Below are 13,420 nucleotides of genomic sequence, written 5' to 3'. Positions count from 1 at the left end.
CGCGCGACATCGCCCGGCGGTCCGTACCAGACCGTTGCGGACAACCTGCCCGCTACCCCTGGCGTGAATACCTGGGTGGATGCTACCGAGTGCGAGCCCACCTGCTATTACCGCGTCCGAGTCAAGTGAGCGGCGATTATTGTAGGAATGGCGCCGCAGACTTGTTTCAAGGAGACAGGTGTGCCTGGAGTTTGGCAGTTGTGGCCGCCCAGTGAATTCGAATGCTTCTGTCGCCTTTCCGAAATAATTGAGTGAACATTCGAAAGATCACGATACTCTGAGATTAATGCGACCATCGAAGCCACCCATACCCAATAGATTTTATTCAAGCGTTGAAATCGAAAGACTGAACAAATTGTTGGGCAAGATGAGCCGCGAGAATTTTGGGATCAGTTTGGGGGATGATGGTTGACATCCACGGCACGGTTGAAGTAGGAAAGTCAACTCATTGTTCAAGAATTAGAAATCCAAGCAGGTGCGTGGATTATGGCGTCGAAGACGAAATCAGAGAAAAAAACAGAAAACCGGTCGTCGAAATCGAAACAAGCGACCGCCAAGAAGAGCGAAAATATTGGTAAAAAGGTTTACCAAAAGGGGGCCAAAGCAAAAGCTGAAAAGCCCGCACCCGCGAAAGCCGCGAAGCCTGTTGCATCATCGAAGCCGGCCGGAAGCGGATTACCGCCCCCTCGTCCTCTTATGCCGGTGCGCCCGCCGCCTGTTCCGAAGGGTTCTGCCGCCAAGGCGCGGCCGCTGACCGAGAAAGACATCGCGATGTTCAAGGATATGCTGCTCAAGCTGCGGGACCGCGTAATCGATGAAATTTCGTTCCTATCGCGGGATAATCTCAATCGTTCCCAGCGCGACTCCTCCGGCGACCTTTCCAGTTATAGTTTTCACATGGCTGATCAGGGGACGGACAATTTCGACCGCGAATTCGCCGCCAACTTGCTGAGCAGCGAGCAGGATGTTCTGTACGAGATTGACGAGGCCCTGCGCCGCATTGAAGCGGGAACCTACGGGATTTGCGAAGCTACTGGGCAACCGATTGAGTATGAGCGCCTGAAGGTGTTGCCGTTTGCGAGGTATTGCGTCGCGGCCCAAGCCGAGATGGAGAAGGGGAAACCGCGCTATCGGCCGTTCCGCCGCTCGAGCATTCAGACGATGGAAACCCAGTCGTAGACCGCTGCGCGCGTCTTCGGATGCTGCCCCTGCTTATCGCGATCGCCGTAGCCGCAACCGACCAGTGGACCAAGGCATTAGTCCGAGCGACATTTGCGCTCGGCGAATCTCGGCCGGTTATCGACGGTTTTTTCAACCTTACCTATGTCCGAAATACGGGAGCGGCATGGGGACTGTTCGGCGGCCACAACACCTCCTTGACGATCCTCTCCATCGTGATGCTCGTGATCATGATCCTTTTCCGCAGGTCCTTCCTGAGCGACACATGGGAGCATCGCGTGGCACTCGGTTTGATGATAGGTGGCATCGTTGGAAATCTGTTGGATAGGTTTCGCCTTGGATGGGTGACCGATTTTTTTGATTTTTATGTGAAGGGATGGCACTGGCCCGCATTCAACATCGCCGATGCAGCCATTTGCGTGGGGGTCGGCATTTATGTCGTCTCCGCGTTCTGGGTCAGCCATCACCCGCTCAATAGTCGCTCGGAGGAGGCGCTGCATCCGACGTCCCCGCCATGAAGGCGTGGGTGTTAGGAGGACCCACTGCCAGCGGGAAAACCGCGGTTGCTCACCTGATCGCGAAAGAATGGAACGCGGTGGTTTTATGCGCGGACGCGATGGCAGTCTACCGTGGGCTGGACATCGGCACGGCCAAGCCGGATCGCACCATGCGCGCCGCCGTTTCCTATTTTGGCATCGATCTGGTCGATCCGTGCCAGACCTTCAGCGCAGGAGAGTTCGTGCGCGCGGCGCGCGACGCTGCGGAAGAGGCCTCCAGACAGGGCCGTCCGCTGATTGTCGTCGGCGGGAGTGGGCTGTACATCTCGGCGGTGGTGCTGGGTTTGGACGCCTCGCCTTCGGATCCTGCGAAGCGAGCAGAATGGGAGATCCTCTATCGCGACGGCGGCGTCGAAAAACTGCAGGCAGCGCTGCAGGCGCTCGACCCCCATGCGTTCGAATCGCTTTCCGATCCCAGGAATCCGCGTCGGCTGATTCGCGCGCTCGAGCGAGCCGCTTCTGGCCAACCGTCCCCTCGGGCTTGGGCGGTACGCGGAGGTCTGTCCCCTATTTGCGTCCTCCGCCGGAATCCGGTAGATTTGCGAGCGAGGATTTGGTTTCGTGCCCGTGAAATGGTCGAAAACGGGTTGATTGAGGAGGCTCGTCGCCTGCGGGCGGAATACCCCGGTTTGTCGGCAACGGCTCGGCATGCCATTGGTTATGCTGAAGCGTATTCGGTGTTGGATGGGCAACTCAGCGAGGAAGAGGCCATCCAGGCAATCGCACGGCGAACATGGCGCTTGGCCCGCAGACAGATGACCTGGTTCCGCCATCAGCTTCCCGCCACATGGATTGACATCCACCCTGAAGAATCGCCAGAGGCGGTGGCGGATCGAGTGCGGCGCGCGTGGGAGGAACATGGTCCGGTCGATCTCCACGTTTGATACGGAGGTGGAGACCGCGCTGCTGGTGGGCGTCCAGCACGGAACCCAGCCCGAATGGGATGTTCGCGACCATCTGGATGAGCTTTCACTTCTGTGCAAAACAGCCGGTGCGCGAGTCGATGCCAGGGTCATATGTAGAGTGGGTCGAATCCATCCCGCTACGTACATTGGCCGGGGGAAGGCGGAAGAGATCGCCGACCGCGTCCGAGCCGACCAGATCGCCACGGTAGTCTTTGATGACGATCTTAGCCCGGCGCAGGGACGCAACCTCGAGTCGATTTTGGGGGCGAAGGTCATCGACCGCACTCAGGTTATCTTGCACATTTTCGCGCAACATGCGCGCACCCACGAGGGCCGAATGCAGGTCGAATTGGCGCAGCTCGAATACCTCCTGCCGCGATTGAGGCGCATGTGGACGCACTTGGAACGACAGCGCGGCGGAATGGGAATGCACGGACCCGGCGAAAAGCAGCTTGAACTGGACCGTCGAAGAATCCTTGAACGTATCGACCGCTTCCGAACCGCGTTGCAGGATGTTCGGAGACACCGCGCCGAGCAACGCAGGGGGCGGCGCCGCCATGGCTGGTCGGTTATTTCCCTAGTAGGATACACAAACGCGGGCAAGTCCAGCCTTCTGAACGCGCTGACCGGCGCCGGAGTGCTGGCGGAGGACAAATTATTTGCGACGTTGGATCCGACAACCCGACGACTGGCTCTGCCGAACCGTCGTCCGGCGCTCTTGACCGATACTGTCGGGTTTATTCGCAAGCTGCCCCACGGTCTTGTGGAAGCATTCAAGGCAACGCTGGAAGAAGTTGCGGAAGCGGACTTGCTCATCCACGTCGTTGATTGCGCCCACTCGCGGGTGGACGATCAGATTCGGGCTGTGGACGCCGTGTTGGCCGAGATCGGCGCGGCAGACAAGCCGGTGTTGTATGCGCTGAACAAAATTGACGTGCCCGAAGGTCGCGCCGCTGCCGCCTCGTTGTCCTCTCGCCTGCACCCGGCCGTGGCAATCTCCGCTTTGACAGGAGAAGGTCTCGAAGACCTCCGGACGGCCATCGGCGACGCCTTGCGGGAATCCCTGGTCCAAGCGGCGGTGCGGATCCCTTTGAGTGAGGCTCGGCTACTTGCGCAAATCCGCGCCGAGGCTCTGGTGATTCAGGAAGAATTCGACGCTGAACACGCCCGGATTGAAGCGATTTTTTCGCCTCGACTCTGGGAGCAATGTTCAAAATTTCACAACCCGTCTCCCCAAGGACATCTGGTTAGATAATCCCTAGGCGGATGAACAACCGCACATTTTACAGGCCATAAAACATGTCTAAGCTCTTGAGTCTCTGCACATCACGCAGGCCATGATTCGAGTCAGTATGCGGGCGGTTTGCAAAACACTCGCTCTCGCGAAGTCCCAATATCGCCAATCGGGACACGTTTCGCGATGCCAAGCGGTCATATGGTGTTGTCGATGAGGAAAGATTTTTGCCGTGCGATTGCAAAACAAGTGACATCCCGATTTGAATTTTCGGGCTTTGCCGACTCCCTGCCTTTGACTATCTTGATTGAAAAATCAATACAGAAACGTTTGAATCTTCTTCAAAAGTAGTAGCCGTGTTCAATTCTGACTGAGGTACTTGCTTATGAATTTTCGAAAGTTTTTGATCTGGAGCGCGGTCTTCACCTTGTTTTTTGCGGTCGCTCGCGCCGAAGAGCAAACGCAGCCGGCACCTGCGCAAGCGCCTATTGAATCGGGAGACGGCAAGGCGGGCAATTTGCCATTATCCACCAAACCAGACAGCAAACCACCTGCTGAAAACACAGCTCCTTTGAAGATTGCCGTCATTGTGCCGGAACGAGTGGATGGCGAATGGTTTTGGTATTATTGGGGCGGGGGTAACCAGCACATCGTGCAATCCGCCATCGAGAAGGCGCTTGTTCGCGAGGGGTATCATGTGGTGGATGTCACGGCGCTTGGAAGCTGGCGCAACCTGGATGATCTGATCGGCGCCCGCACGGCGTCCGAGAAGGGCCGAGAACTGGGCGCGGATTTAGTTATTGCCGGCAAGGCCACGGCGGTGAGTGCAAGCCACTCGTTTGCATACGGGCTTCCCGTGGTCCGCGCGAACGCTGAAATTACTGTCCGCCTGGTTCGCACCAGCGACGGCAAGGTGCTCGCTGTCGAAGATGCCAGCGCGCAGGCTGGCGGGCAGTCCAGTCGCGCAGCCGGTCAGGACGCGCTCAAACAGGCCGCCTCCGCGATTTCTCGGAATATCACGTCGGCGCTCCGAAACTACGCTGCGCCCTGAGTTGGTCTTCAGATCGCGGCTAAGCTACGAGAACCAGTGCCCAATCAGGCGCCTTAGCTGGCTTTTTGGCAGATCGTAATTTCAGACCTGGAGCCGAGTGATCCGGGCGCATCGATTTTTCTCGAGATCCCCGCAGCAGGGCGAATCATGTCGAACAATCCGAATAACGGTGGGGAGCAAAAATGGGAGAGTAGCGGAATCGATGCCCGATCCAACCTCGGATCGAGTAATTCCCCCTTCTCCCGATTTCTGCGCGTACGAACGTTTCCCTGTGGGTTGGGGCAGGAAAGTGCTCCCGGAGGGACTTGAACCCCCACGCCGTGAGGCACAGGATCCTAAGTCCTGCGCGTCTGCCAGTTCCGCCACGGGAGCATCGAAGGGGAACGTATCCGCCACGATCGGGGCTTGTCAAATCGTCGGTGAGTTCGCTATAGGGATGACGATTTCATCGTGGAAGACTAGCTCAACTGGCAGAGCAGCTGACTCTTAATCAGCGGGTTCAGGGTTCAAGTCCCTGGTCTTCCACCATCTTCGAGCGCTCCAAATCTCCTGGAAACATTTAGAAAGTCACGAAATCGAGCGTTCTTTGATCGATCCCCCGGCTTGGGGACTCTTTTTTCCGAATTCTCACCCCTCGCCCTGTCACTTCCGCTCGTTTTTCCAAAAGAAGAAAAGCATTCAGAAAGCAGCATACAATCCAGCCGCTGAATTCGTTCACCGTTCCACCGGGATAACGATCCCGCGAAGAATCAGCCGCTGGCACAGCACAAAAACCACGAGCGTCGGAATAGCCGCGAGCGTCAGCGCGGCGAATATGATCGGCGTACCGAAAAACTGTTGCAACTGATAGATGTGCACCATCAGGGTCCACATCGACTCGTTCTGGCAGACCAATAGGGCAAACAGGAACGCGCCATAGGCGGCCTGGAAGGCATTCAGCGCCACAACCGCGAGAATGGGTGCCGAAAGGGGGACGGTGATGGAGAAGAACATCCTCAGCTCGCCGGCGCCGTCCAGCTCGGCCGATTCATAGAGGTCTCGCGGGAGGCTGTCGAAAAAGCCCTTGAGCAGAAAGATGGAATAGCCGTTTGCGGCCGTCGGAACGACCAACGCGGCAAATGTATTGAGCCAACCCAGCTCCCTGAGCATCAGGAAAGCCGGAATTTGAGTCACCTCCGCCGGAAAGGCCATCGTCGCCATGAGAAAAAACAGCGCCTTATATGTCCATCGCGGCTGGTAACGGGACATTGCGTAGGCCGCGAGCGGGTTCACGATGAGCGCCGTCAGCACGGCGAGCGCGCAGTAGACGATGGTATTCCAAAAGGCGCGTCCGTGCCCGGCCAGATAATCCCATACGATCCGATAGTTCCGGGTCATGAGGTCGCGCACGATTTCATTCCGATGTTCGCGGAGCAAATGCGCGTCATATTCAAGAATCGGCATCGCGGCCTTTTCCGCGACTGAGGGATCTACCCCCCTGCCGACCAGCCAGGCACGCCAGCGAAATTCAGGAGCGTCCAGAGAAATCCCATCTGGCGAGTCCATCTGAGACAGGAAGGCCTCGACATCAGCGACGGGCGTACCTGCGGCATCATGAGGCGGAAAGCCGATATCTTCCCATGAGGCGTAGGCAATTTGGTGCGCCTGGCGAAGGGCATCCAGTTCCCCGTATCGAGACTGCAAAAATTGGCGGTATGCCGGCAGCAGGTCTGGATCAAATCGAACAAAGCGGGCAGGCACGGTGGATCGAACAAATGACCACCAGTCGGCTCTCGCGTTCGGATGAGCCGGCGCTATTGGGGAAAGCTGGATCTCCCGGATAGACCTGTAGTTTGTCCCCCACGATTCATTGATTCGCTGCACGGCTCCGGGGTCACGGCCGTACAAGGCGGTAAGATAGCGGGTCGCGAAGACTCCGCTCAGGGAGACGGGGATGAAATACCGGCGCGGCAGTTCCTCACGTAGAGCGGCGTAGGTCCGTGCGAAGGGGCCCCGCGGCGGCTGATAGGCGCGATCCATCCACCGCTCAATCGGGAGCCTCACGGGCAGGTCTCGCCGAACCGCCTCCGGGAAGTCACGGCGAAGCCTCGCCATGTAGAGGAGAGCGACTTCCGGAATCGTTCGAAACCCAAATCCGTGGCCGAGCTGCACAAAATGGGCGGGCCACGTCGGCATGTCTTCGTTCAGGAATTCGAGCCAATCCTCGAGACTGCCAGTTCCCGTTCGGCGTTCCGGCAGCCGGATGGTCTCAAACGAATAGGGCGGCCGTCCATCGGGCTCGGTGTAGCCCGTGGCCGATTCGAACCAGTCGAGCTGGCCACCGTACCGCTCATGGAGAAATTTCCGGAATAGGGCGGTCTCTTCGCGGAGAAATTCCGGCAGCAGCGCCTGCGAACGGATATCGATCTCGCTTTTGAATGAGCCGGATAGCATCAACAGGAACGGGTAGACCGTTCCTGCCGCACCGAGAGCCAAGACCGCGTACATGCCTGCGACCAGAAGGCGGCCGCGGAAGGTCTTATAGGCGCTGGTGTGAAGAATCGGCATCGTTCAACGTCGGGCCACGCGGAATTCGACCTTGTTGAGAATTTTAAGTTGGTAGGCGGTAAAGCCCATCAGCAGCACCCCGAGAATCCACGCCATCGCCGTGCCCTGCCCGAATTCCAGAAAGAGGAAACTCCGCTGCCAGATCTCGTAGCCTGCCACATGCGTGGCGAAATTCGGGCCGCCGCCCGTCATCGCAAGCACAGCATCGGTCGATTTGAAACCGAAAATCACCGCCCCCACAGCGTTGATTACCAACAGGGGGCGAAGGTACGGGAGAACGATGTAGCGCAGTTTTTGCAGGAACGATGCGCCATCCATCTCCGCCGCCTCATACAGTTCGTCGGGCACGCTCTTCAGTGCCGCCAGATACAAAATTGATCCCGGCCCCAAATGCGCCCACGCAAGCGGGAAAACGACGCAGGGCATAGCTAGCCGCGGATCTTGGAGCCAGACCTGAGCGGGAAGGCCCAAAACGCCGAGAAGCCGATTGAGCCAGCCTTCGGGGGACGGGTCATAGATTCCTCGCCACATGAAGAGAATGACGACGCTGGAGACAACGGCTGGAAGGTAAAAGAGGGTCCGGAACAGTATCCGTCCGCGAGGTATCTCCTGCAGCAAAACGGCGAGAAAAACCGGCGGGAAAAATCCGAGGGCCATCCAGAGCGCGCAAAAATACAACGAGTTGGCGAGCGACCGCCAGAATCGGCTGTCGTAAAGAACGTCAGCGAAATTGCGGATGCCGACCCAATCGGACTCACCGATCAGGCTGTAATCCTGAAACGCCATCAGCGAGCCGCGTGCGAGCGGATAGTATTGCCACATCAGAATCAACAGCAGAGCCGGGGCGACGATTAGAGCCGGGATTCGCTCGCGGTGGGGCTGCGCCGAAGTGGAGCTCGATTTTGGGATGCCGCGACGCAGGCTTCGAAATACAAAGCGGATCAACACTGCAAAGGTGGCGGCGACGAGTCCCGCCACGACCCAGCCCGTCCGGTCGCGCGCGATGCGTTGCTCTGGCGGCATCACGCCGAGCATCCGTTCATTGGTTTCTCGCACCGCGGCCCGCAGTTCCTCCCGAATGCGCTGCCGCCGCTGTTCCTCTGGAAGTTTGCCGAGGTCGGCGTGCAGGATCCGCTCGAGCGGGCGGGTCAGGTAGGCGTACACATACTGGCAGTTTTTGCCGTAGGGCTCCGGCGTCCCGGCGGCGAGGGCCGTGCGAAATGCCTCTTCCAGACCCGCCGGCGCCAGCGCGGCGAGGTGTTCGAACCCGCATTCGCGGAGCCACGAAGGGCTGACCGTCCGCCACGCCCCCTGTTCAACCATGCTTTCGGTGAAGACGCGCCTCGCCTCCGGCCCGCTCATGAATTTGATGTATTCCCATGCGGCCCGCCGAACGGCCGGATCCTTTTGACCCGCGAAGAGGCCAAACATGCGGGCGTTCACCTCCGCGCTGGATATGTCGGTCGGCCCGCGGGGAACCGGCGCGACACCAATCAGCTGCGGATTCGCGCGTGTCATCTCGCCGCTGCCAAGATAACTGAAGATCATCGCGATTCGGCCGTTCTCCCATCGGACGCCGATGTCGGCGCCCCGATAGACGATGGGGCCCTCGCGACCGTCTTTCGCCACTCGCATCCGATGCAGTGACTCCACAAACGCGAATGCCTCGACGGCGGCATCCGAATCGAACGCCGCTCGCCATTCACCGGTGGCGTCTTGTTCGACGATTTTTGCGCCCGCGCTGCTGAGGAATGAAAACATGCCGTAGGCCGCCTGCGTGCCGGTGGGGAAGGCGAGCGCGAAGACGCCTTTGGCGGGATTGGCCACCCGTCGCGCGACGTCCACCAATTCCTCCCACGTCTGCGGAGGCCGATCCGGATCCAGCCCGGCGGCGGCGAACAGATCGCGCCGATAATACAGGGCCGCCGCCAGCACCTGATAGGGCATGGCCCAAAATCGCGTTTGCCCGTCTGGGCCGGCCCGCTGCACGACGGGCCGGATGGTCGGGGGAATACGCGCCGCGAGGTCCTCCTCGCTCAGCTCGGCAACAAATTCATCCAGCGGCGCCAAAAAGCCTCGACGGATGTACGTGTCCGACTGCCGGAAGTTGACGTAAAGGACATCCGGCGCCGTTCCCCCCGCGATCGACATCAACGGCGCCGCATCCATGACATCGCCCTCGATCCGAAGCGGCGTCGCGCTCTCGAGGCGGATGTGGGGGTGCAGCTCGCGAAATCGCTGCAACACGCGGTACTCCGCCACTCCGGCCGGATCGGCCGCCTGCGGCCGTGGGAGCTGGAAGACGCGTACTGTCACCGGCTCGGCCGACGTCGCACTCGCGCTCGCCGACAGTATCGCTGTTGCGGCCACCGCAAAAAAGAGGGCCGCCACGACTGCCGACCGGCACAAGCGCCCCCAATTCCTTCGGGACCGGTCCATCGCCTCGGATCCGGCTACGACGCGTACATGCGCCGAACGGGATAGACCCCCAGCAGGTCCATGCGCCGGGCTGCCAGGCGGGCCTCCTCCAACGCCGTGGCCACGCGCGGTTGGCGGGGATGGCCCTGGAGATCCACCACGAACAGATACGATTTGGGCTGACCCACGATGGGCCGCGATACGAGGCGCGTGAGATTGACATTCGCGCGTTTGAATGCGCCCAAAAAATCGAAGAGGCTGCCGGGTCGGTTCTCGAGCATGACCAGCAAACTGGTTTTGGAACTGCGCGGGTTCGGGCGGCCCGAGGGGCCGACCACGATAAACTCCGTGATGTTCGGCGCATCCGTTTGGACCGGGAACTGCAACACGTCGAGCCCGTACCGCCGCGCGGCATCTCGCGTCGCCAGTGCCGCCGCTCCGGGCTCGGACGCGGCCTTTTCCGCCGCGGCGGCCGTGCTACGGGTTTCGCGGACGGCCACGCCGTGCAGGCTCCGCCGGATCCACGCCTGGCAATGTTGAAGCGGGACATAGTGCGAGTACAGGGTCCGAACCGGTTCACCTTTGCGGCCCACCAACGCGAGTTTCACGTTCAGCGAAAGTTCCTCGCGAATCTGCAAAGTTCCCGCATGGGCCACGAGACAATCAATGGTTTCAAAAATAGTCCCGCCCGTCGAATTTTCGAGCGGCAACACGCCCAACCGGTTTCGCCCTCCCTTGATAAACTCGAATACGTCGTAGATGCCCGCACAAGGGACCAACCGCGATCCCGAACCGAACCGCTTGCGCGCGACCAGGTGCGAAAACGTTCCCTCGGGTCCCAGATATCCTACAGCTTTCATCCGGTGGTCAAGATGCACTGCCTGCCGCCGGACATTCAAGCCCCGCCAGAGACCGCGGCTTGAAAATAATGGCGTCTTTCCCTTAGATTCTCGAATCAGGTCGGCGCGCGGAGCCGGGGCGTGGCTCAGCCTGGTAGAGCGTCAGCTTTGGGAGCTGAATGTCGTCGGTTCAAATCCGACCGCCCCGAGTCCGCGCGCCGTCCCTTTGCACTATGTCGGGATCTGCTGAAGAAATACCGGTTGTTTTCCGGTCCGCTGGACAGCAAATCGTCGGGATCTGGCACCGACCCGACGGAGAGGGCCCCTTTCCCGCCGTTGTATTCCTGCATGGTTTCACGGGGAACAAGGCTGAATCGCACCGAATTTTTGTGCAGCAGGCCCGGCGGCTGGCACGTATCGGGATCGCGTCATTGCGCTTCGATTTCCGCGGCAGCGGCGACAGCGAGGGTGAATTTCGCGACATGACCATCTCCGGCGAGATCGCGGACGCTAGGGCGGCGTTTTCATGGGTGGTCAGCCGGCAGGACGCTGATCCCAACCGACTCGGCTTGCTTGGGATGAGCCTTGGCGGGCTTGTCGCCGCCTACACCGCGGCGGAACGACAAGACCTCCGCGCCCTAGTTCTGTGGAATCCGGTGGCGGACGCCGCTGCCGCGCGCGAGCGGCGGCGCACAGCGACATCCGACGCAGAGCTGCGAGAATTCGGCGTCGTCAACAACGCGGGCTATGCGGTTGGCCTGAATTTTCTGGCCGAGTTGGATCGTCTGGATCCCGTGTCCGCCCTCGCGCCGACTCAGGTCCCGGTCCTGATCGTCAACGGAACAGCAGACGACGTGGTTCCGCCGTCCGATTCACGGGCTTATCGGGATGCACTATCCGCAAAAGGCGCTCGCTGTCGTCTCCACGAAATTCACGGGGCCGACCACACGTTTACCGCATTTCCCTGGACGGAAGAGTGCCTCACCGTGACTACAGACTGGTTTCGGCAGTGGTTATTGCCAACCGAATCCCGCGGAGCACAGTGATTTGGGCCAGTCGAATAATTTCAGCCATCGGGGAAAGTCAGGTTCGAAGATGGCCCACAGTGGCGGATCTGCGGAACGTCTGGCAACAAACGGCGGTGGGTGCAGAGGTTTATTCTGTGCTTTCCGGTGGGACCTAGACCCCGAAATCCGCCTGTGAATGCGCCCTGAGCCGAAAATCGATCCGGTCCTAGGGTTTTCCCGTATCTCCACGTCTCCCACTAGAACGGCTGTATGCGAAAATTCGACCGGACTGCTGGCGAGGGTGGCTGGGGAATCGATGCCCTACGGATTCCGTACCTACTCGAACGCCGATTTTTTGTTCTACCATTGTCTGCCCATTCGAAGCAGTATTTAGGCGAATCGGAGCGGAGTCTGGCGAAACGGGTTTTGAGCCTTGGGGAAAGGAAAATTTGCGATTTTTCTAGGAAATTCTGGGTTTTTTGGGTGGTGGTGGGAGTAGGATTCGAACCTACGAAGGCGTAAAGCCGTCAGATTTACAGTCTGATGCGTTTGGCCACTTCGCTATCCCACCGTCGAACGAACTGTCCGAACAAAAGAGCGTCTATACCGGATCCTTACAGGGTTGGCAAGGGAAGTCGTAAGGCGTCTCACGACTCTTTGAAAGGGTCTATTGGCTTACTGGATAGAATCGACTGAACGTCGGCTGAGGGAGTAGCGCTGCAAGGATGTACGCCGAAAGAATCAGAACGAGCGGATAAGGCTTAAGGAGACGCTAAGCAAAATCGCGTCGCGTTTGAGGTTTGTGCCGAGCATTGCGCGGCAGTCGAGCCAACGGTCGGGGTGGAACCCGACCCTCCAGATATGGACGTGTTGGAGGGCGCCATTCCACCGGCGCCAATGGAGGGCCCGGTTCCACCCGGGCCGTCGTCGATTTGATTTCTGGCCGACGTGGAAGTCGGCCCTCCAAGGGTCGGGGTGAAACCCGACCCTCCACGAATTGGATTATTCATCACACGCTTTGGGCTTTTCGAGGCCTGTTCGCCGAAGCTTCAGCGAAGGCGGACGGGCGCAGGCCAGCTCCATGACGGCCTCATAGACCGCATCCAACTACCGGCGGCACAGAAACTCAATTGAAACGTCGTCTATGAATCCCCTGTATGAATCTCCTGTTTGGAATATGGGTCGAGTGCCTTGCGCAAGGCCTGTAACGTGCGCATGGCGTCGTTGTAGTGCTTGAGCGTGTATTTGCCATATTCCCACTCGTCGAGGAGAAACAGATGCTCGCGATTCCGCCAGTCCCACAACTCGTCAAGCGACTTCTTGAGTTCGGCGGAAATCATGCCGTGTTTCACCATGGCTTCGGTGCGTTTTTTGAATGAGGTTTTGTTGTCGCAAATATTTCGCGCGGCGTCCTTGGTGATACTCTCGCAGAGGTTGCCGACCAGACAGATGCCCTCTTTGATGATCATCTCGCGAGCTGTGCCCCACAAGTCCGTGCGGTTTAGAAGCCAACGATAAACGTCGGACAGGATAAGCGTGTAAGCGATGTTGCGGCGGAGGTTTTCGTCTTGGATGAACCAATACTTCTCTCGGAAATGGGACGCAGTCCTAAGGTAGCCACGAGGGAAACGTATCTTGATGGGTTTTTCACCCTCGGCCTTGAGCCGATTTTCCAATTCTTGG

Annotated in this window: 10 protein-coding genes and 4 tRNA genes; 8 read left to right on the top strand and 6 right to left on the bottom strand. The window is 59.1% G+C overall.

The genetic code is table 11. The features are described from left to right. The first annotated feature begins 696 nt into the window (after nucleotides 1-696). From NZ740_10515 to NZ740_10495, 5 genes are all read left to right on the top strand, one after another. Nucleotides 697-1,179 carry a TraR/DksA C4-type zinc finger protein gene (locus tag NZ740_10515; protein ID MCS6772432.1) on the top strand — a complete coding sequence of 161 codons (483 nt, stop codon included), beginning with the start codon at nucleotides 697-699 and terminating at the stop codon, nucleotides 1,177-1,179. 20 nt (nucleotides 1,180-1,199) lie between these two features. Beyond that, nucleotides 1,200-1,697: a signal peptidase II gene (lspA, locus tag NZ740_10510; GenBank protein MCS6772431.1), complete on the top strand. Its 498-nt coding sequence runs from the start codon at nucleotides 1,200-1,202 to the stop codon at nucleotides 1,695-1,697. After that, entirely contained in the window at nucleotides 1,694-2,620 is a 927-nt protein-coding gene (miaA, locus tag NZ740_10505; protein MCS6772430.1) for a tRNA (adenosine(37)-N6)-dimethylallyltransferase MiaA, read from the top strand. The genes lspA and miaA overlap by 4 nt, the downstream gene beginning before the upstream one ends. After that, nucleotides 2,595-3,896 (top strand): GTPase HflX, encoded by a 1,302-nt coding sequence (gene hflX / locus NZ740_10500; GenBank protein ID MCS6772429.1) that lies wholly within the window; start codon nucleotides 2,595-2,597, stop codon nucleotides 3,894-3,896. The genes miaA and hflX overlap by 26 nt, the downstream gene beginning before the upstream one ends. A 364-nt stretch (nucleotides 3,897-4,260) precedes the next feature. Beyond that, on the top strand, nucleotides 4,261-4,926 hold the full coding sequence (locus NZ740_10495; GenBank protein ID MCS6772428.1) for a CsgG/HfaB family protein: 666 nt from the start codon (nucleotides 4,261-4,263) through the stop codon (nucleotides 4,924-4,926). 290 nt (nucleotides 4,927-5,216) lie between these two features. Here NZ740_10495 and NZ740_10490 read toward each other — a convergent pair. Then, a tRNA-Leu gene (locus tag NZ740_10490) sits at nucleotides 5,217-5,298 on the bottom strand. Nucleotides 5,299-5,378: 80 nt separating this feature from the next. On the opposite strand from NZ740_10490, the gene NZ740_10485 reads away from it, so the two are divergent. Next, a tRNA-Lys gene (locus NZ740_10485) sits at nucleotides 5,379-5,454 on the top strand. 186 nt (nucleotides 5,455-5,640) lie between these two features. On the opposite strand, the gene NZ740_10480 is transcribed toward NZ740_10485, so the two are convergent. Genes NZ740_10480 through NZ740_10470 form a run of 3 tightly spaced genes read right to left on the bottom strand, consistent with a single transcriptional unit; the run spans nucleotide 5,641 to nucleotide 10,751 of the window. Next, nucleotides 5,641-7,473, bottom strand: coding sequence for a carbohydrate ABC transporter permease (locus NZ740_10480; GenBank protein MCS6772427.1), 1,833 nt, complete (start codon nucleotides 7,471-7,473; stop codon nucleotides 5,641-5,643). A gap of 3 nt (nucleotides 7,474-7,476) precedes the next feature. Continuing rightward, nucleotides 7,477-9,912: an extracellular solute-binding protein gene (locus NZ740_10475; GenBank protein ID MCS6772426.1), complete on the bottom strand. Its 2,436-nt coding sequence runs from the start codon at nucleotides 9,910-9,912 to the stop codon at nucleotides 7,477-7,479. A gap of 14 nt (nucleotides 9,913-9,926) precedes the next feature. After that, nucleotides 9,927-10,751 (bottom strand): ACT domain-containing protein, encoded by an 825-nt coding sequence (locus NZ740_10470; GenBank protein ID MCS6772425.1) that lies wholly within the window; start codon nucleotides 10,749-10,751, stop codon nucleotides 9,927-9,929. 114 nt (nucleotides 10,752-10,865) lie between these two features. On the opposite strand from NZ740_10470, the gene NZ740_10465 reads away from it, so the two are divergent. Further along, nucleotides 10,866-10,939 (top strand) — tRNA-Pro (locus NZ740_10465). A gap of 24 nt (nucleotides 10,940-10,963) precedes the next feature. Continuing rightward, complete coding sequence (locus NZ740_10460) at nucleotides 10,964-11,776, top strand: alpha/beta fold hydrolase (protein ID MCS6772424.1); 813 nt, start codon at nucleotides 10,964-10,966, stop codon at nucleotides 11,774-11,776. A 445-nt stretch (nucleotides 11,777-12,221) separates the two neighbouring features. Here the strand turns inward: NZ740_10460 and NZ740_10455 are convergent. Together NZ740_10455 and NZ740_10450 are read right to left on the bottom strand one after the other, a co-directional pair. After that, nucleotides 12,222-12,308: transfer RNA gene (locus NZ740_10455), tRNA-Tyr, on the bottom strand. 571 nt (nucleotides 12,309-12,879) lie between these two features. Beyond that, on the bottom strand, nucleotides 12,880-13,420 hold a 541-nt coding region (locus NZ740_10450; protein ID MCS6772423.1), incomplete at its 5' end, for a hypothetical protein.

This window comes from Kiritimatiellia bacterium (assembly GCA_025054615.1).
In the GTDB taxonomy this organism is placed as follows: Bacteria; Verrucomicrobiota; Kiritimatiellia; order CAIVKH01; family CAIVKH01; genus JANWZO01.
This window is presented reverse-complemented; position numbering and strand designations above follow the sequence as displayed.